Below are 19,349 nucleotides of genomic sequence, written 5' to 3'. Positions count from 1 at the left end.
TACCTCAATGCATCCATAGCTCAGCTGGATAGAGTACTCGGCTACGAACCGAGCGGTCGGAGGTTCGAATCCTCCTGGATGCACCATTCTTTGTATCATTTCAGGCTTGTTGCAGTCAGTCCATCGTAAGAAATACCTCAATGCATCCATAGCTCAGCTGGATAGAGTACTCGGCTACGAACCGAGCGGTCGGAGGTTCGAATCCTCCTGGATGCACCATTCTTCATACCCTCTCAGTTTTATCAGCGTCGCTTGTTAGCAGGCTACGTCTCAATGCATCCATAGCTCAGCTGGATAGAGTACTCGGCTACGAACCGAGCGGTCGGAGGTTCGAATCCTCCTGGATGCACCATTCTCTGTTTCTGTTTCCGTATGCTTCAGTGAGTCTGTGACAGACAGCTTCAGTACCGTGTTATATCCCTTAAATCTCTCCGGCAGTACCAGCAGCTTTTGCGATAAGCCGATCTCAATTCAGTGATTTTTCCACTGTCAGAGTTCACAGGCGTTAATAAGAATGCTGACTCTCTTTTGTACGCTGATATGAAAAATGCTGCATTTACCGCCATTTATCCCCGGTTTTAGTCCCTGACCTTTTTCTGAAAACGAAAATTGCTAATGCTTTCAAAGCATTTGCGGTTAAGCCTGCCTGGCGACAACCTGAGCGCATTAAGCTAAAGTAATGGCTCATTTTGTCGTACGTGCGATATGCCATTACCGTGAATGATTTCCTGATTTATGGCTCGCTACTGGGCAGCAGCTTTCTGAGCGCCACTCTGCTTCCGGGCAGTTCCGAGGCCGTACTGATAGCGCTGCTGATTGCTCAGAAAGGATCGGTGTATGGCTTACTGCTGGCTGCATCAGTGGGAAACACGCTGGGTGGCCTGACCAACATTTTTCTTGGTCGCCTGATGCCGCAAAACGGGCAGGGGCGATGGCATGACACAGCATTGACGTGGTTACACCGATGGGGCCCTGCGGCATTGATCTTTAGCTGGCTGCCGGTCGCTGGCGATCTGCTTTGCGTTCTCGCAGGCTGGTTGCGCTTCAGCTGGCTGCCTTGCGTGCTGTTTCTCGCTCTCGGTAAAACGCTGCGTTATATCTTTATCGCGATCGCCACAATACAGGGTATGGAGTGGTGGCATTGATTCGCACAGATTCGAGGCTACGGTTAACATTATGCTGAACAAAAATAAATTATTCTCACAGCGGGAGGTTAATGTGATCCCGGACGTATCAAAAGCGCTCTCCTGGCTGGAAGCGCATCCCGACGCGTTAAAGGGTATCGGCCGTGGCATCGAACGCGAAACATTGCGCGTCGGGCCTGATGGTCATCTGGCAACTACCGGCCATCCGGCATCGCTTGGCTCGGCGCTGAAGCATGACTGGATCACCACGGATTTTGCGGAAACGCTGCTGGAGTTCATCACGCCGGTTGATAAAAATATCGATCGTTCGCTTACCTTCCTGCGCGATATCCATCGCCATGTGGCTAAGCAGCTGGGTGAAGAGCGTATGTGGCCCTTCAGTATGCCTGGTCACGTTGACGATACCGATAAAATTGAGCTGGCGCAGTATGGCAGTTCAAACGTGGGCCGGATGAAGACCCTCTACCGGCAGGGATTAAAAAACCGCTACAGCGCGCTGATGCAGATTATCTCTGGCGTGCACTATAACTTCTCACTGCCGCTCTCTTTCTGGCAGGAGTGGGCGGATGTGAAAGATGCTGAGAGCGGTAAAGAGACTATCTCTGCGGGCTATCTGCGCCTGATCCGCAACTATTATCGTTTTGGCTGGGTGATCCCTTATCTGTTTGGCGCCTCTCCGGCGATCAGCTCCTCATTTCTGCAGGGCCGTGAAAGCCAGCTGCCGTTTGAAACCGACGGTAAAGATACGCTGTGGCTGCCGTATGCGACCTCTCTGCGCCTGAGCGACCTGGGCTATACCAATAAGTCGCAAAGTAATCTCGGCATCACCTTTAACTCGCTGGAAGGGTATGTTAACGCGCTGAAAGCCGCGATTAAGACGCCTTCTGAAGAGTATGCTGCCATGGGGGTTAAAGACGCTGAAGGTAACTGGCTGCAGCTCAATACTAACGTGCTGCAGATTGAAAATGAGCTGTATGCGCCTATCCGTCCGAAACGCGTTACCCGTTCCGGTGAAGCCCCTTCTGACGCACTGCTGCGCGGCGGCATTGAATATATTGAAGTTCGCTCACTTGATATCAATCCGTTCTCACCGGTGGGTGTGGACGCTGACCAGGCGCGCTTCCTCGATCTCTTCCTGATTTGGTGTACGCTGGCCGATGCGCCTGAACTGAGCGCCAGCGAGCTGCTCTGCAGCCGTAAAAACTGGAACCGTGTGGTGATGGAAGGACGCAAGCCAGGGCAGGTCATTGGCGTTGGCTGCAGTGACACAGAACATCCGCTGGTTGATGTAGGTAAAGCGCTCTTCGCCGATCTGCGTCGCGTCGCGGAAGTGCTGGATAGCAATGAAGGCAGCACGCAATATCAGCAGGTATGCGATCAACTGGTAGCTTCTTTTGACGATCCTGAGCTAACCTACTCGGCGCGCATTCTTCACGCTATTAAAGAGAACGGCCTGACCGGAGCCGGTGTCGCGCTGGCGGAGCAATACCGACAGATGCTCTGCGCAGAGCCGCTGGAAATTCTGACCGAAGCGGATTTCACTCAGCAGGCGCAGGAGTCTGTTGCTGCACAGCAGGCGCTGGAAGCGAGTGATAGCACAAGTTTTGAAGATTATCTGGCAGGTCGGGAAGGCTGAAAAAGAAAATGGCCACATCACTGTGGCCAAAATTAACATCTCTGTTGTCAGGGATGATGATAACAAATGCGCGTCTTTCATATATTCAGACGCAGAACGACGAGAAAAGTTTCATCGTTCAGAAAAAAATTTTTAAACAGGAGGTGACGTATGCCACTACTGGACAGTTTTACCGTTGATCACACCATCATGGCCGCGCCGGCAGTACGCGTGGCAAAGACCATGAAAACGCCGCATGGCGATACGATCACCGTTTTCGATCTGCGTTTTTGCCGGCCAAATATCGACATTCTGACCGAGCGCGGGATCCATACGCTGGAGCATCTGTTTGCCGGTTTTATGCGCGATCACCTCAACGGTGACGGTGTGGAAATCGTGGACATCTCTCCAATGGGATGCCGTACCGGCTTCTATATGAGCCTGATTGGCACGCCAGATGAGCAGCGCGTGGCGCAGGCGTGGAAAGGGGCGATGGAAGATGTTCTGAAAGTGAAAGATCAGAATCAGATCCCGGAGCTTAATGAGTATCAGTGCGGCAGCTATAAGCTGCACTCTCTGGATGAAGCGCAGCAGATTGCGCGTAATGTTCTGTCACATGAGATTGGCGTTAATCGTAACGACGATCTGAAGCTGCCAGCGGAAAAGCTGAAAGAACTGCATATCTGATTAGGTCTTTCTGTAAAAACGCCGCATAGTCTGCGGCGTTTTTTATATCACGAACCCACTGAGCTTTTCAGCGGCTGCTGCGGTGTAACCCGCACCTGCTTCACCATGTTGTCCTGCACATCAAGAATATCGATGTCATAGCTGCCGACCTGTACCCGCGTTTCGGTCTGCGGGATCTCCTCCAGCACCTCGAGCAGCATGCCATTAATGGTGCGCGCTTCCTCCTCCGGCAGCGTCCAGTTGAACGCTTTGTTGATTTCGCGCACGTTAGCACTGCCTTCAATCAGCACCGAGCCATCATTCTGCGGCATCACCTCTTCAGCCAGAGAAGGGGACATCGAAGTGGTAAAGTCGCCGACTATCTCTTCCAGAATATCTTCGATGGTGATAAGACCCTTGATATCGCCATACTCATCCACCACCAGACCCGCTTTTTTCTTATTACGCTGGAATTTAACCAGCTGCACATTCAGCGGTGTACCCTCCGGAACATAGTAGATCTCATCTGCCGCGCGCAGCAGGCGTTCCTTATTGAATTCTTTTTTCTCTGTCATCATGCGCCAGGCTTCGCGCACGCGCAGCATGCCTACGGTATCGTCAAGGGAGTCACGAAACAGCACAATACGGCCATGCGGTGAGTTACTCAGCTGGCGCTCAATCGATTTCCAGTCGTCATTGATATTGATGCCAACAATTTCATTGCGCGGCACCATGATGTCATCCACGCTGACTTTTTCCAGATCGAGCACGGACAGCAGCATATCCTGATTACGGCGAGACATCAGCGAGCGCGATTCGTAGACAATGGTACGCAGCTCCTCTTTGCTTAACGCGGAGCTTACGGAGCCTTCTGCTTTGATCCCCACCATACGCATCAGCATGCGCGTAATGGTATTAAGCAGCCAGACCAGCGGCAGCATCACATACTGCAGCGGGGCCAGCAAAACGCTGCTGGGATAGGCCACTTTTTCAGGGTAGAGCGCCGCGATGGTTTTAGGCAGAACTTCGGCAAAAACCAGAACAACGAAGGTCAGCACGCCAGTGGCGATAGCGACGCCGGCATCACCATACAGGCGCATCCCTACAATCGTGCCCAGCGCGGAGGCGAGAATATTGACCAGGTTATTGCCGATTAAGACCAGGCTAATCAGGCGATCTGGCCGGCGCAGCAGTTTCTCAACGCGTCGCGCTGCACGGTTACCGCTTTTGGCTTTGTGCCGCAGCTTGTAGCGGTTGAGCGTCATCATGCCGGTCTCAGATCCGGAGAAGTACGCTGAGACCAGCACCATGATGACAAGGATGATGATCATCGTGGTGGTTGAAACATGTTCCAACGAGAAATTCCTTAATGGGAAGTGAGAAGATGCTGCAGTACGCGACTGCCGAAGTAGGCCATGGTCAGCAGCAGCGCACCACCGCAGTTAAACCATACCACGCGCCGTCCGCGCCACCCTTCACGGTAGTGCCCCCAGAGCAGCACGATATAGACAAACCACGCGAGAATAGAGAGCACTGCCTTATCAATATTTTCCGCACTGAACAGGTTATCCATGAAGAAAAGCCCGGTGCAGAGCACCAGCGTCAGCAGCACCACGCCAATCTGCGTGATATGAAACATTTTGCGCTCAATGCTTAATAGCGGCGGCATATCCTGCGTGAAAGCGAGTTTTTTATTTTTCAGCTGATAATCTATCCACGCCAGCTGCAGCGCATAGAGCGCGGCAATAATCAGTGTGGCATAAGCAAACAGCGACAGACCGATATGCACCATCATGCCCGGCGTGGTCTCCAGATGCGTAATAAAGGCATTCGGAACAAACGTGGCAAAAGCCAGGTTAATTAACGCAAAGCTATACACTACCGGCAGCAGCAGCCAGCCACGGTTGCGTGAAGCGACAATAGTCATGATGGCGCAAATCAGCAGGCTTACCAGCGATCCAATATTAAGTAAGCTGAGATTCTGCCCGCTATCAATAGCAAATATCCGCTGCTGCAGCGCGACAGCGTGCGCAATCAGCGCAATGCAGGCTGAGAGAACAGCAAATCGCCGCCAGCCGCTGTTACGTTTCAGTAAGCTGGGGATGATAAGGGCAAGACTGAGGGAGTAGGCGAACAGCGCCACGATCGCGAAAACGAACATAGATCCTTTCTGAGAATGATGAGATAAGGAAAAAAGCAGTATAGCGTCAGCGGCAGTATGCTCCAAACGATCTCACGGTCAATTGCAGAGATCGCTGAGGCTTCGTGTTATAATCCGGCGCATTGTGTCGCTCAGGCGGCCTCGCTACGGTATTAAGTGAGAGAGCATGTTTGATAATTTAACCGATCGTTTGTCGCAAACCCTGCGCAACATCAGCGGCCGCGGAAGGCTGACCGAAGAGAACATCAAAGATACCCTGCGCGAAGTGCGCATGGCGCTGCTGGAGGCGGACGTTGCGCTGCCGGTGGTACGTGAATTTATTAACCGCGTAAAAGAAGCTGCGGTCGGACACGACGTCAATAAAAGCCTGACGCCGGGTCAGGAGTTTATCAAGATTGTCCGCAACGAACTGATTGCGGCAATGGGTGCTGAAAATAACACCCTGAACCTCAATGCTCAGCCGCCAGCCGTGGTGCTGATGGCGGGTCTGCAGGGTGCCGGTAAAACCACCAGCGTGGGTAAACTCGGTAAATTTTTGCGCGAAAAGCACAAGAAAAAGGTGCTGGTGGTCTCGGCTGACGTTTATCGCCCGGCGGCGATTAAACAGCTGGAGACGCTGGCGCAGCAGGTGGGCGTGGATTTCTGTCCCTCCGATCTCAGCCAGAAGCCGGTCGATATCGTTAAGCATGCGCTGAAAGAGGCGAAGCTGAAGTTCTACGACGTGCTGCTGGTCGATACCGCAGGTCGTCTGCACGTAGACGAAGCGATGATGGACGAAATCAAACAGGTGCACGCCGCGATTAATCCGGTGGAAACGCTGTTTGTTGTCGATGCCATGACCGGTCAGGATGCCGCGAACACGGCGAAAGCCTTTAATGAAGCGCTGCCGCTGACCGGGGTGATCCTGACCAAGGTTGATGGTGATGCACGCGGCGGTGCCGCGCTCTCGATTCGTCACATCACCGGTAAACCGATCAAGTTTATGGGGATGGGTGAAAAAACCGAGGCGCTGGAAGCATTTTATCCCGACCGTATCGCTTCGCGCATTCTGGGCATGGGCGATGTCCTGTCGCTGATTGAAGATATTGAGAGCAAGGTTGACCGCGATCAGGCGGAAAAGCTGGCGAAAAAGCTGAAAACCGGTGACGGTTTCGATCTCAATGACTTCCTTGAGCAGCTCAAGCAGATGCGCAATATGGGCGGCATGGCCAGCCTGATGGGTAAACTGCCGGGAATGGGGCAGCTACCGGATAACGTCAAATCGCAAATGGATGACAAGGTGCTGGTGCGTATGGAGGCCATCATCAACTCCATGACGCGCAAAGAGCGTGAAAAGCCTGAAATCATCAAGGGCTCGCGTAAGCGTCGCATCGCAACTGGCGCCGGCATGCAGGTGCAGGATGTCAATCGGCTGCTGAAGCAGTTCGATGATATGCAGCGCATGATGAAAAAGATGAAGAAAGGCGGCATGGCCAAAATGATGCGTGGCATGAAGGGTATGATGCCGCCAGGTTTCCCGAGCCGTTAAGAGATCACTACACAGCCAGAAAAGTATGCTACTGCGGTTGCTTTTTGCGCCAAAATGAGTAAAATTTTCGGGCTTTTTATATTGCACCCGGACCCCGTTCCTCGATGGGGTCCGGTTGTTTTATTAACTAAAGAGGATGTTATGGTAACAATTCGTTTGGCACGTCACGGCGCGAAAAAGCGTCCGTTCTACCAGGTCGTCGTCACTGACAGCCGCAATGCACGTAACGGTCGCTTCATTGAGCGCGTTGGTTTCTTCAACCCGATCGCATCTGGTCAGGCTGAAGGTCTGCGTCTGGACCTGGACCGTATTGAGCACTGGGTTGGCCAGGGCGCAACGCTTTCCGATCGCGTTAACGCGCTGATCAAAGAAGCAAAAAAAGCAGCTTAATCTGTCACGGTGGTGAGCATGACCAGTAAACCTGCCGCACAGCCTCCTGTTAATCCCATCGTTTTGGGTAAAATGGGTGCCGCTTACGGAATTCGGGGCTGGCTCAAAGTGTTTTCCTCCACTGAAGACGCTGAAAGCATCTTCGACTATCAACCCTGGTTTATCCAGCGCGCCGGTAAATGGCAGCAGGTAAAACTGGAAGGTTGGAAGCACCACAATCAGGACCTGATTATCAAAGTCAACGGCATTGACGATCGGGACGCGGCGGCGCAGTTAACCAATTGTGAAATCACGGTTGACTCCACGCAGCTGCCTGCGCTGGGAGAGGGTGATTACTACTGGAAAGACCTTATGGGTTGCAAAGTAGTGAACCTCGACGGCTATGAGATGGGCAAAGTCATTGATTTGATGGAAACCGGCTCAAACGACGTACTCGTTGTTAAGGCGAACCTGAAAGATGCATTCGGTGTACAGGAGCGGTTAATACCGTTTCTCGATGAACAGGTTATCAAGAAAGTCGATCTCGCTACTGGCACTATTGAAGTAGACTGGGATCCTGGTTTTTGATCTCCGGACAATCCGGTAACGTAACGGCGAACGCGATGTGGATTGGTGTTATCAGCCTGTTTCCAGAGATGTTTCGCGCTATTACCGAGTACGGGGTAACTGGCCGGGCAGTTAAAAATGGCCTGCTCAACATTGAGAGCTGGAGTCCTCGTGACTTCACGCACGACCGGCACCGTACCGTGGACGATCGTCCTTACGGCGGCGGACCGGGAATGTTGATGATGGTGCAACCCTTACGGGATGCGATCCACGCAGCGAAAGCAGCGGCGGGAGAAGGTGCTAAGGTGATTTATCTGTCACCTCAGGGACGCAAACTTGACCAACAGGGCGTTTGCGAACTGGCGACTAACCAGAAGCTGATTCTGGTTTGTGGTCGCTACGAAGGTATTGATGAGCGCGTGATCCATACAGAGATTGACGAAGAGTGGTCAATCGGCGATTACGTTCTCAGTGGTGGTGAGCTGCCAGCCATGACGCTGATTGACTCTGTCGCCCGGTTTATTCCCGGCGTACTGGGCAAGCAGGCGTCCGCCGATGAAGACTCATTTTCGGATGGTTTGCTGGATTGCCCGCACTATACCCGGCCTGAAGTGTTAGAGGGGATGGAAGTACCGTCAGTTCTGCTGTCGGGCAACCATGCCGATATTCGCCGCTGGCGCCTGAAACAGTCGCTAGGCCGTACCTGGCTAAGAAGACCTGAACTTCTGGAAAACCTGGCTCTGACTGAAGAGCAAGCAAGGTTGCTGACTGAGTTCCAGCGGGAACAGCAGCAGCAACAAAACGATGAAGCGGAAGAGTAATCTTCCCTGACTATCAGTTTACCCAGGATATGAGATTTAATTATGAGCAACATTATCAAGCAAATTGAACAAGAACAGCTGAAACAGGATGTACCTTCATTCCGTCCGGGTGATTCCGTGGAAGTGAAAGTATGGGTCGTTGAAGGTTCTAAAAAACGTCTGCAGGCATTCGAGGGCGTGGTTATCGCTATTCGTAACCGCGGTCTGCACTCTGCATTCACTGTTCGCAAAATTTCCAACGGCGAAGGCGTTGAGCGTGTCTTCCAGACTCACTCTCCGGTAATTGACAGCATTACTGTCAAACGTCGTGGTGCTGTGCGTAAAGCCAAACTGTACTACCTGCGTGAGCGCACCGGTAAGTCAGCTCGTATCAAAGAGCGTCTTGGCGCGTAAGCGACATCCTAAAGTTAATAGCAAACAAGGGGTTGGCCACAGGCTGACCCCTTTTTTTATGGGCGTTTTAAGCGATAAACCGCTGCATTGGCTGGCTTGTCCGGCAGCATAATCAGCCCATGCTGCCAGCCTGCAACGAAAAAGATACAGAATGCGCGTGATGTAAATATTAGTTTACGAATAACTGGTTCGGGTTTGGTTGCAATATAAATATAATTACATGATATATATGATATTTATTGGTTATTTAAGCTGAATTAAATATGGGTGGTAAAAATAGTGTACATGCATGGATTGCATGCGATACAGCCTGTGATAAAGTAAGTGTCATCCTCACTGAGGATCCAAACCGCACAGACGAGTAAAAAGGATCGCCATCATGCAGAAAGACGCGCTGAACAACGTACATATCGCTGACGAACAGATTTTGATTACGCCGCAGGAGCTGAAAGCACGCTTTCCTCTGACGGCAGAGCAGGAGGCGCAGATTGCGGCTTCACGTAACACCATTGCAGATATTATTGCAGGACGCGATCCGCGCCTGCTGGTGGTCTGCGGTCCCTGCTCAATCCACGATCCGGAAGCAGCCCTGGTGTACGCCCGTCAGTTGAAAGATCTCTCTGTGCAGCTGAAGGATCAGCTGTATATCGTCATGCGCGTCTATTTTGAGAAACCCCGCACTACCGTAGGCTGGAAGGGGCTGATCAACGATCCTTACATGAACAACTCGTTTGATATGGAAGCCGGGCTGCACATTGCGCGTCAGCTGCTGGTAAATCTGGTTGAAATGGGGCTGCCGCTGGCGACAGAAGCGCTGGATCCCAATAGCCCGCAATACCTCGGCGATCTTTTCAGCTGGTCAGCGATTGGTGCGCGCACAACGGAATCGCAGACGCACCGTGAGATGGCATCAGGCCTCTCTATGCCAGTGGGTTTCAAAAACGGCACCGATGGCAGTCTTGGCACGGCGATTAATGCCATGCGTGCGGCAGCGATGCCACACCGGTTTGTCGGGATTAACCAGGCTGGGCAGGTCTGCCTGCTGCAGACACAGGGCAACCCGGACGGGCACGTTATTCTGCGTGGTGGTAAAGCGCCTAACTACGGCCCGGATGATGTCGCGCAGTGTGAAAAAGAGATGCTGAAAGCAGGACTGCGCCCGGCCTTAATGATAGATTGCAGCCATGGCAATTCTAACAAAGACTATCGTCGTCAGCCTGGGGTAGCCGAATCGGCTATTGCGCAGATTAAAGATGGAAACCGCTCTATTATCGGCCTGATGCTGGAGAGCAATATTCATGAAGGCAATCAGCCTTCAGAGCAGCCACGCAGCGAAATGAAATATGGTGTTTCGGTAACCGATGCCTGTATTGACTGGAACACCACCGAAACGCTGCTGCGCACTATCCATCAGGATCTGCAGGGAGTGCTGTCGGCGCGTCTGTCACACGAGGTATAAAGAGTCATGGTGGCTGAACTGACCGCATTACGCGATCAAATTGATGAAGTCGATCAGGCGCTGCTTGGGCTGCTGGCAAAACGACTGGAGCTGGTGGCCCAGGTTGGCGAAGTAAAAAGCCGTTATGGCCTGCCGATTTATGTACCCGAGCGTGAAGCAAGTATGCTGGCGTCGCGCCGGCAGGAAGCGGAAGCGCTCGGCGTTTCTCCCGATCTGATTGAAGATGTACTGCGTCGCCTGATGCGGGAATCCTATACGCATGAAAATGACAAAGGGTTTAAAACGCTCTGTCCTTCACTGCGTCCGGTAGTGATCGTCGGTGGCAGCGGCAAGATGGGGCGTCTGTTTGAAAAGATGCTGACGCTGTCCGGTTATCAGGTGCGTATTCTGGACAAGCAGGACTGGGATCGCGCCGATCAACTCCTGCAGGATGCGGGAATGGTGATCATCAGTGTACCAATCCATCTCACTGAGAAGATCATTGCCGATCTGCCTGCGCTGCCGGACGATTGCATTCTGGTGGATCTTGCATCGGTGAAAAACAGGCCGCTACAGGCCATGCTTGCCGCGCACACCGGGCCGGTACTGGGCCTGCATCCGATGTTTGGGCCTGACAGCGGCAGTCTGGCAAAACAGGTGGTAGTCTGGTGCGACGGTCGGCAACCGGAAGCGTATCAGTGGTTTCTGGAACAAATTCAGGTCTGGGGCGCACGGCTGCACTGCATCAGTGCCACAGAACACGATCAGAACATGGCTTTTATTCAGGCGCTGCGCCATTTTACGACCTTCGCTTATGGTCTGCACCTGGCCGAAGAGAATGTTAATCTGGATCAGCTGCTAGCGCTCTCTTCGCCTATCTACCGGCTGGAGCTGGCCATGGTGGGGCGGCTGTTTGCGCAGGATCCGCAGCTCTATGCCGATATCATTATGTCTTCAGAAAGTAACCTGGCGCTGATAAAGCGTTACCATCAGCGGTTTGGTGAAGCTATCTCGCTGCTGGAGCAGAGCAATAAGCAGGCGTTTATCAGCAGCTTTGAACGCGTGGAACAGTGGTTTGGCGATCACGCTCAGCGTTTTCTGGTTGAGAGCCGCAGCCTGTTACGCTCGGCTAACGATAGCCGGCAATAAAAAAGGGCACCTTTAGCGGTGCCCTTTCTGCTTATATACGGGGTTCAACCGGAACTACATTTTCACCGGGATAGCAGCCCAGCACTTTCAGCGAGCGGGTCAGCTCGCGCAATTCTTCCAGCGCCAGCTGCATATTTTCCGACTGCAGATTGCCCTGTACATCAATATAAAACATCTCTTCCCACGGGTTACCGTTAATCGGGCGATTCTCCAGCCGGCTCATAATCAGGTTATGTTTGCGCAGTACCAGCAGCGCCTCCACCAGCGCACCTGCCTGCTGCCCGGTGGCCATGATCAGCGTGGTTTTAGCAGGTACCTGCATTGAAACATCAACCGGCTTGCGCGCCAGTACGATAAAACGCGTGTGGTTCTGCTGCTGATTTGCCAGATTTCGCTCAAGCACCTGCAGGCCATAGAGTTCACCGCCTGCTTCGCTGCCCAGAGCCGCAACGTCAGGTGAATTAAGAGCGGCGACTTTCTCCATGGCTGCGGCAGTGCTTTCGGTGTACTCAATTTTCCACTGCGGGAAACGGTTGATAAACTGACTGCACTGCTGAAAAGGCTGGGAATGGCTGTAGACCGTTTTTATCTGTTTAAGCGTGGTCGTCTCTTTTACCAGTACACAATGCTCGATGGGGATCGTTAGTTCGCCAATGATAGAGAGCGACGTCTGCTGCAGCAGATCATAAACATCGTTGATAGAGCCGGAGCTGGTATTTTCAATCGGCATGACCGCATAGTCAGCCTGGCCAGCCTCAACCTGCTGGATAATATCCTGAAATTTCAGACAGCCGTTTTCAACATACGAAGCAAAATGGCGTGACGCATATTTACGGGCGGCCAGATGCGAATAAGATCCCTTAGGTCCCAGAAAGGCGATGCGGGGAGCCAGCGCGTGCGGGTGGTTCAGGTTTTTCTGCAGCAGCGCCTGCTGCGTCAGCACCGAATCTTCAATAATCAGCTGAAACAGACGGGTAATGTAGTGGGCGTCGAGCTGCTGCTCTTTACCGAGGGAAATCAGAGTTTCCAGCAGGGCACGCTCCCGCTCAATATCGCGGATAGGCCGCAGCGTAGTCAGTTTCGCCTGAGCAACTTCGATTGCCAGCGACCGTCGCTCAGCCAGTAACGCAAGTAATTTGCTGTCAACCGCGCTGATTTTGTCGCGCAGCGCCAGCAGTGGATTATCGATACTCATTAGGCTCACCTGTAAATACAGTTAAAAAAAAAGCCTCCCGCTGGGGGAGGCTTTGTCATTCGTCTTCGCATTCATTTTCGCATGACGACACGCCTCCCGTTCAGGGGAAGGTAAAAAAGAATGCGAAGAAAAATGGCTGATGTTTCATGTCTGATTCCGGCAGGAAAGTGTTCTGAGAGTAATCGTACTGCTTAAAAGCTGTCAATAAAAAACGCGCCAGCTGGCGCGTTTTTTATAACTACAGCGTTTATTCTGCCGGAATAAAATCTTTAACACTGCTGGCAGCGCGGCGTGCTTCAGACTTGTGCTGAGCTTTATTTAGCTGGCGCTCCAGTTTCGCAATCAAATCATTGATGGCGGTATACATATCATCATGTTTGGCACTGGCAACCAGAGTACCGTTAGGCGTATTAATCGTGGCATCTGCCACAAACTCTTTAGGCTCTTTTGACAACACGATGTGTGGATTAATAAGGTGGGCTTGCCACTTTTCCAGCTTAGCGAGACGGTCTTCGACATGGCTGCGGATGGCCGGAGTGATTTCCATTTGTTTACTGGTAATGTTCAGAATCATAGTTAAACCTCTCTGTCATTTCCGTCTGGGTAGAATCAGCATACCGCGCCACACAGGAATTTATGTGATCTTGATCACATAAAAAGGTCACTTTTTGTCAACGCAGAGGATTTGCGAGAAAGACCAGAGATTATTCAAAAAATGCTTGAAGACAGTAGAACAGCAGGGCAGGATTGACAGGTTAACTGCAACGCAGATGCCCTTTGCAGGCATAAAAAAAGCAGCCAGATGGCTGCTTTTTAAGCATGTTACCAACCGGTTTTTTAACTGTTATTGGCCGCGATAATTTTCGCCACTTTGTCAGCTTCGGCCGTTAACTGCAGCTGGCGATAAGCATTCTCCATCAGCGGCAGCGCATCACGAGTTGCCTGCGTATCCTGATAATCGCGCATCATGCCTTCCACACGATTAACAACAGCGACATAGGCCCCGCGCTTGGTATAGAATTGCGCCACCGAAAGTTCATATTTCGCCAGACGATCTTTCAGATAGGTCAGGCGTTTCTGAGCATCCGCCGCATACTGGCTGTTTGGGTAGCTACGCAGCAGCTGGGAGAAGTCACGGAAGGCGTCGCGCGCATGGTTGGGATCGCGATCGGAGCGATCGATACCAAAGAAGCCCTGCAGAGCGGAGTCATCCAGAGCCATATCCGTCAGGCCTTTCATATAGATGACGTAATCGATATTCGGATGAGTAGGGTTCAGACGCATGAAGCGCGAGATAGCAGCCTGCGCCAGCGGAAGATCGGCATTTTTGTAATACGCGTAGATTAAATCCAGCTGCACCTGCTGCGAGTAAGGACCAAACGGATAACGATTATCCAGCGCTTCCAGTTGCTTAATTGCCGCTTTGAAGTTACCGTCCTGCAGCTTTTGCTGAGCTGTGGCATAAATTTCAGACGGCGGGCTGTCCGGAACCGGATCAGATGAGCCTGAGCAGCCCACCAGGGCCAGGCTCAATGTGGCGGCAGCCACCAGATGTTTCATACGCGTCATGACGAAATGATTATCCTCAAAATGTTATGGCGGAAGCTGTCCGTATAGCTCCCGGTAATGACCAGTACGATAGCACATTATATTAAACGGCATCGCCGTAAAACCCAACGTTAACGAAGAAGCTGTATATGGCACAACAAGTTCAACTCACCGCAACGGTGTCCGAAGCACAGCTTGGACAACGTTTAGATCAAACTTTGGCAGAATTGTTCCCTGATTATTCACGCTCCCGCATAAAAGAGTGGATCCTCGATCGCCGCGTCAGCGTCAACGGCACTATCATCGATAAACCGAAAGAGAAAGTTCTGGGCGGTGAGCAGGTGGCTATTGATGCTGAGATTGAAGAGGAACAGCGCTGGGAAGCGCAGAACATTCCTCTGAATATCGTTTATGAAGATGACCACATTCTGGTTATCAATAAACCCCGCGACCTGGTGGTACACCCGGGAGCAGGTAATCCTGACGGCACCATTCTGAACGCGCTGCTCTACCATTTTCCGGCGATTGCTGATGTACCGCGCGCCGGTATCGTTCATCGCCTGGATAAAGACACCACCGGCCTGATGGTCGTGGCAAAAACAGTTCCGGCACAAACGCATCTGGTGGAAACGCTGCAGATGCGTGAAATCACGCGCGAATATGAAGCGGTTGCTATCGGTACGATGACAGCGGGTGGCACCGTTGATGAGCCGATGGCGCGTCACTCTACCAAGCGTACCCACATGGCCGTCCATCCGATGGGGAAACCGGCAACCACGCACTACCGCATCATGGAGCATTTCCGGGCCCATACGCGTCTGCGTCTGCGTCTGGAAACCGGGCGTACGCATCAGATTCGTGTCCACATGGCGCATATCAACCATCCGCTGGTAGGCGATCCGCTCTATGGTGGCCGTCCGCGTCCGCCAAAAGGCGCCTCAGACGCGTTCATTAATACGCTGCGTGGATTTGATCGTCAGGCACTGCACGCGACGATGCTGCGTCTTTATCATCCGATAACCGGCATTGAAATGGAGTGGCATGCACCGTTGCCGCAGGACATGGTTGATCTGATTGACGCTTTAAAAGCGGATACCGAAGAGTTCCGCGATCGCATGGACTGGCTATGAGTGAGTGGATCATCCCGGACTGGCCTGCGCCGCAGCGTGTCCGGGCCTGCTCCACTACCCGGCAGGGCGGTCATAGCGTGGCGCCCTGGGATTCGCTCAACCCCGCGGCCCACGTTGGGGATACGCCTGCTCACGTAATGCATAATCGCCAGCACATCGCAGAAACATTAGCGCTTTCTGCTATGCCGCAGTGGCTGGATCAGGTACATGGCAATGCGGTAGTACGTTTGCCTGCAGCCTCTGTGCTGCCACAGGCTGACGCAGCCATCACCCGGGAGTCCGGCGTGGTATGCGCCATTATGACAGCTGACTGCCTGCCGGTGCTGTTTTGCAGTAAAGATGGCAGTGAAGTCGCAGCAGCTCATGCGGGCTGGCGCGGCCTCTGTAACGGTGTGCTGGAACAGACGCTGGCACAGTTCCACTGCCCGGCCAGCGAGGTATATGCCTGGCTGGGCCCGGCGATCGGACCCAATGCGTTTGAGGTAGGGGCGGAAGTACGTCAGGCTTTTATGGCCCACGATGCCTGTGCTGAAGCAGCATTTCGTCCGGCGGGCGGGAAGTATTTTGCGGACATCTGGCTACTGGCCGAGCAGCGTCTGGTTAACGCCGGCGTAACCTCTGTCAGTGGTTCACGACGCTGCACCTTCACTGAAGAACACGATTTTTTCTCCTTTCGTCGTGACGGCGTGACCGGGCGTATGGCAACCCTGATCTGGCTGAGATAACTTTACGCCCTGAGACGATCCGGTAAGCCTGTTTTTTGCTCACAATATCAGGTCAGAAACCTTGAAAATTTGAGGCCTGACCTCATTTTAATCTCCAGTAGCATTTTGACCTGTAACGGGAGGAATTATGCGTCTGGATCGTCTTACCAACAAATTCCAGCTAGCCCTTGCTGATGCCCAGTCCCTGGCTCTGGGACAGGATAACCAGTTTATTGAACCGCTTCATGTGATGAGCGCTTTGCTCAATCAGGAAGGGGGATCGGTGCGTCCGCTGCTCAGCGCAGCAGGCGCCGATGTCGCCACTCTGCGTACCAGTATTGAACAGGCAATCAATCGTCTGCCCCAGGTAGAAGGCACCGGGGGCGACGTGCAGCCCTCAGCCGATCTGGTGCGAATGCTGAACCTGTGTGACAAGCTGGCACAAAAGCGCGGCGATAACTTTATCTCATCTGAATTATTTGTTCTGGCGGCGCTGGATTCACGCGGTTCGCTGGCGGATCTGCTCAAAACTGCCGGCGTGGCGTCTGACAAACTCGCGAACGCTATTGAACAATTGCGTGGAGGCGAAAACGTGAATGACCAGGGAGCTGAAGATCAGCGCCAGGCACTGAAGAAATATACTATCGATCTCACTGAGCGCGCCGAGCGAGGCAAGCTGGATCCGGTGATTGGCCGTGATGAAGAGATCCGCCGCACCATTCAGGTGCTGCAGCGCCGTACCAAAAACAACCCGGTATTGATTGGTGAACCTGGCGTGGGTAAAACCGCGATTGTTGAAGGTCTGGCTCAGCGTATTATCAACGGTGAAGTGCCTGAAGGGCTGAAAGGTCGTCGCGTGCTGGCGCTGGATATGGGTGCGCTGGTGGCCGGAGCCAAATATCGTGGTGAATTTGAGGAGCGCCTGAAAGGGGTGCTGAACGATCTCGCGAAGCAGGAAGGCAACGTCATTCTGTTTATCGATGAGCTGCACACTATGGTAGGCGCAGGCAAAGCCGATGGCGCGATGGACGCAGGAAACATGCTGAAGCCGGCTCTGGCGCGTGGCGAGCTGCACTGCGTTGGCGCAACCACGCTGGATGAGTACCGGCAGTATATAGAAAAAGATGCTGCCCTGGAGCGCCGCTTCCAGAAGGTATTTGTCGCGGAGCCCAGCGTCGAAGATACCATTGCTATTCTGCGCGGCCTGAAAGAACGCTATGAGCTGCATCACCATGTGCAGATCACCGACCCGGCTATTGTGGCAGCAGCAACATTGTCACACCGCTATATCGCCGATCGTCAGCTGCCGGATAAAGCAATTGACCTGATAGATGAAGCTGCATCCAGCATTCGTCTGCAGATCGATTCCAAACCTGAGCCGCTCGATCGTCTGGAGCGCCGCATTATTCAGCTGAAGCTGGAGCAGCAGGCGCTGAAAAAAGAGTCTGATGATGCCAGTGTCAAACGTCTGGAGATGCTGGAAACAGAACTGAATCAGAAAGAGCGCGAATATGCGGAACTGGAAGAAGAGTGGAAAGCTGAAAAAGCATCACTTACCGGTACGCAAAACATTAAAGCGGAGCTGGAGCAGGCTCGACTGACGCTGGAGCAGGCGCGACGTGTTGGCGACCTGGCACAAATGTCCGAGCTGCAGTATGGCAAAATTCCGGCGCTGGAAAAGCAGCTGGCGAGCGCTACTCAGGCTGAAGGCAAGATCATGAAACTGTTACGCAACCGCGTAACTGACGTTGAAATTGCCGACGTACTGGCGCGCTGGACCGGTATCCCGGTAGCACGCATGATGGAGGGCGAGCGTGACAAATTGCTGCGTATGGAGCAGGAGCTGCATGCGCGGGTTATCGGCCAGAATGAAGCGGTGGAGGCGGTTTCTAACGCCATCCGTCGCAGCCGGGCAGGCTTGTCCGATCCAAACCGTCCGATTGGCTCATTCCTCTTCCTCGGTCCAACCGGGGTAGGTAAAACCGAGCTGTGCAAAGCGCTGGCAAACTTCCTGTTTGACAGTGACGATGCGATGGTGCGAATCGATATGTCTGAGTTTATGGAAAAACATTCGGTTTCGCGGCTGGTGGGCGCACCTCCGGGATATGTCGGATATGAAGAGGGCGGTTATCTTACTGAAGCAGTACGCCGTCGGCCTTACTCCGTGATTTTACTGGATGAAGTAGAGAAAGCGCATCCGGATGTGTTTAACATCCTGCTGCAGGTGCTGGATGATGGTCGACTGACTGATGGTCAGGGGCGTACCGTGGATTTCCGCAATTCGGTGGTGATTATGACATCGAACCTGGGGTCGGATTTAATACAGGAGCGTTTTGGCGCACTTGACTATCCAGCCATGAAAGAGACGGTAATGACAGTAGTCGGACACCACTTCCGTCCTGAGTTCATCAACCGTATAGATGAAGTTGTGGTGTTTCATCCACTGGGAGAGCAGCACATTGCCTCTATTGCGCAGATTCAGCTGCAGCGTCTTTATCAGCGGCTGGACGATCGCGGCTATCAGCTGCACATCTCTGAAGCAGCACTGAAGCTGCTTGGTGAAAATGGCTACGATCCGGTTTACGGTGCACGTCCGCTCAAACGGGCTATCCAGCAGCATATAGAGAACCCGCTGGCGCAGAAGATACTTTCCGGTGCATTTGTGCCAGGAAAAGTTATCGAAATGGATGTAAGCGAAGGCGAAATTGTCGCTCATCAGTAAGTGTTACGCATAAAAACGGGCCTGCGGGCCCGTTTTTTGTTGCTTAAATAAGCGTTCAAGCTGGTTTTTACAACGCTTTGCCTGGAAAGTGAGCGCTTAAGCAAAAAAGTTAAAATTAGCACTTGTCACCCGGCGAGAACTCCCTATAATGCGCCACCACTGAGACGGCAAAGCGGCAACGCAGACGGGCTCAGCAGG

At 52.8% G+C, this 19,349-nt stretch carries 19 protein-coding genes, 3 tRNA genes and 1 other annotated feature; of the genes, 16 read left to right on the top strand and 6 right to left on the bottom strand.

What is annotated here, in order from left to right; translation table 11 throughout:
- The first annotated feature begins 9 nt into the window (after positions 1–9).
- From SB719_RS18710 to luxS, 6 genes are all read left to right on the top strand, one after another.
- Positions 10–86 (top strand) — tRNA-Arg (locus tag SB719_RS18710).
- A gap of 56 nt (positions 87–142) precedes the next feature.
- Positions 143–219, top strand: a tRNA-Arg gene (locus tag SB719_RS18705).
- Positions 220–275: 56 nt separating this feature from the next.
- Positions 276–352: transfer RNA gene (locus SB719_RS18700), tRNA-Arg, on the top strand.
- Positions 353–716: 364 nt separating this feature from the next.
- Positions 717–1,145, top strand: coding sequence for a YqaA family protein (locus SB719_RS18695; RefSeq protein ID WP_065648343.1), 429 nt, complete (start codon positions 717–719; stop codon positions 1,143–1,145).
- 31 nt (positions 1,146–1,176) lie between these two features.
- Positions 1,177–2,781, top strand: a complete 1,605-nt coding sequence (gshA, locus tag SB719_RS18690) for a glutamate--cysteine ligase (RefSeq protein ID WP_065648344.1) — start codon at positions 1,177–1,179, stop codon at positions 2,779–2,781.
- A 150-nt stretch (positions 2,782–2,931) separates the two neighbouring features.
- A complete protein-coding gene (gene luxS, locus SB719_RS18685; RefSeq protein WP_065648345.1) occupies positions 2,932–3,447 on the top strand; it encodes an S-ribosylhomocysteine lyase in 516 nt (171 codons plus the stop codon).
- Between the two features lie 47 nt (positions 3,448–3,494).
- Here the strand turns inward: luxS and SB719_RS18680 are convergent, their stop codons facing one another.
- Together SB719_RS18680 and SB719_RS18675 are read right to left on the bottom strand one after the other, a co-directional pair.
- Positions 3,495–4,781, bottom strand: coding sequence for an HlyC/CorC family transporter (locus tag SB719_RS18680; RefSeq protein ID WP_065648346.1), 1,287 nt, complete (start codon positions 4,779–4,781; stop codon positions 3,495–3,497).
- A gap of 11 nt (positions 4,782–4,792) precedes the next feature.
- Positions 4,793–5,587, bottom strand: coding sequence for an inner membrane protein YpjD (locus SB719_RS18675; RefSeq protein WP_304234324.1), 795 nt, complete (start codon positions 5,585–5,587; stop codon positions 4,793–4,795).
- A gap of 166 nt (positions 5,588–5,753) precedes the next feature.
- On the opposite strand from SB719_RS18675, the gene ffh reads away from it, so the two are divergent.
- From ffh to tyrA, 7 genes are all read left to right on the top strand, one after another.
- On the top strand, positions 5,754–7,115 hold the full coding sequence (ffh, locus tag SB719_RS18670) for a signal recognition particle protein (protein WP_065648347.1): 1,362 nt from the start codon (positions 5,754–5,756) through the stop codon (positions 7,113–7,115).
- Positions 7,116–7,256: 141 nt separating this feature from the next.
- Positions 7,257–7,505, top strand: coding sequence for a 30S ribosomal protein S16 (rpsP, locus tag SB719_RS18665; protein ID WP_007893313.1), 249 nt, complete (start codon positions 7,257–7,259; stop codon positions 7,503–7,505).
- 18 nt (positions 7,506–7,523) lie between these two features.
- Positions 7,524–8,072, top strand: a complete 549-nt coding sequence (gene rimM / locus SB719_RS18660) for a ribosome maturation factor RimM (RefSeq protein ID WP_412159552.1) — start codon at positions 7,524–7,526, stop codon at positions 8,070–8,072.
- A 35-nt stretch (positions 8,073–8,107) separates the two neighbouring features.
- A complete protein-coding gene (gene trmD, locus SB719_RS18655; RefSeq protein WP_293005366.1) occupies positions 8,108–8,872 on the top strand; it encodes a tRNA (guanosine(37)-N1)-methyltransferase TrmD in 765 nt (254 codons plus the stop codon).
- Positions 8,873–8,914: 42 nt separating this feature from the next.
- Positions 8,915–9,265, top strand: a complete 351-nt coding sequence (gene rplS, locus SB719_RS18650; protein WP_039379805.1) for a 50S ribosomal protein L19 — start codon at positions 8,915–8,917, stop codon at positions 9,263–9,265.
- A gap of 379 nt (positions 9,266–9,644) precedes the next feature.
- Positions 9,645–10,724: a 3-deoxy-7-phosphoheptulonate synthase gene (locus SB719_RS18645; protein ID WP_304236370.1), complete on the top strand. Its 1,080-nt coding sequence runs from the start codon at positions 9,645–9,647 to the stop codon at positions 10,722–10,724.
- Positions 10,725–10,730: 6 nt separating this feature from the next.
- The gene (tyrA, locus tag SB719_RS18640; protein ID WP_065648350.1) at positions 10,731–11,852 is read left to right on the top strand and encodes a bifunctional chorismate mutase/prephenate dehydrogenase; all 1,122 of its coding nucleotides are present in this window, start codon (positions 10,731–10,733) and stop codon (positions 11,850–11,852) included.
- Between the two features lie 31 nt (positions 11,853–11,883).
- On the opposite strand, the gene pheA is transcribed toward tyrA, so the two are convergent.
- From pheA to bamD, 4 genes are all read right to left on the bottom strand, one after another.
- The gene (pheA, locus tag SB719_RS18635; RefSeq protein ID WP_293005371.1) at positions 11,884–13,047 is read right to left on the bottom strand and encodes a bifunctional chorismate mutase/prephenate dehydratase; all 1,164 of its coding nucleotides are present in this window, start codon (positions 13,045–13,047) and stop codon (positions 11,884–11,886) included.
- Positions 13,048–13,070: 23 nt separating this feature from the next.
- Positions 13,071–13,196, bottom strand: a sequence feature (Phe leader region).
- Positions 13,148–13,195, bottom strand: a complete 48-nt coding sequence (pheL, locus tag SB719_RS18630; protein ID WP_104085515.1) for a pheA operon leader peptide PheL — start codon at positions 13,193–13,195, stop codon at positions 13,148–13,150. Its footprint overlaps the feature before it by 48 nt.
- A gap of 98 nt (positions 13,197–13,294) precedes the next feature.
- Positions 13,295–13,621 carry a ribosome-associated translation inhibitor RaiA gene (raiA, locus tag SB719_RS18625; RefSeq protein ID WP_304236363.1) on the bottom strand — a complete coding sequence of 109 codons (327 nt, stop codon included), beginning with the start codon at positions 13,619–13,621 and terminating at the stop codon, positions 13,295–13,297.
- 263 nt (positions 13,622–13,884) lie between these two features.
- Positions 13,885–14,616 carry an outer membrane protein assembly factor BamD gene (gene bamD, locus SB719_RS18620; RefSeq protein WP_065648353.1) on the bottom strand — a complete coding sequence of 244 codons (732 nt, stop codon included), beginning with the start codon at positions 14,614–14,616 and terminating at the stop codon, positions 13,885–13,887.
- 128 nt (positions 14,617–14,744) lie between these two features.
- Here bamD and rluD point away from each other — a divergent pair, with 128 nt between their 5' ends.
- The 3 genes from rluD (at position 14,745) to clpB (ending at position 19,151) form a co-directional block, all read left to right on the top strand.
- Positions 14,745–15,725 (top strand): 23S rRNA pseudouridine(1911/1915/1917) synthase RluD, encoded by a 981-nt coding sequence (rluD, locus tag SB719_RS18615; RefSeq protein ID WP_065648354.1) that lies wholly within the window; start codon positions 14,745–14,747, stop codon positions 15,723–15,725.
- Positions 15,722–16,450 (top strand): purine nucleoside phosphorylase YfiH, encoded by a 729-nt coding sequence (gene yfiH / locus SB719_RS18610; RefSeq protein WP_412159551.1) that lies wholly within the window; start codon positions 15,722–15,724, stop codon positions 16,448–16,450. Before rluD ends, yfiH begins: the two co-directional genes overlap by 4 nt.
- 127 nt (positions 16,451–16,577) lie before the next feature.
- A complete protein-coding gene (gene clpB / locus SB719_RS18605) occupies positions 16,578–19,151 on the top strand; it encodes an ATP-dependent chaperone ClpB (protein ID WP_412159550.1) in 2,574 nt (857 codons plus the stop codon).
- Positions 19,152–19,349: the final 198 nt, after the last annotated feature.

It is taken from the genome of Pantoea sp. SIMBA_079, from assembly GCF_046940275.1.
GTDB classification, from domain to species: Bacteria; Pseudomonadota; Gammaproteobacteria; order Enterobacterales; family Enterobacteriaceae; genus Pantoea; species Pantoea borealis.
The sequence above is the reverse complement of the archived record's forward strand: the minus strand, read 5'-3'. Positions and strand labels throughout refer to the sequence as shown.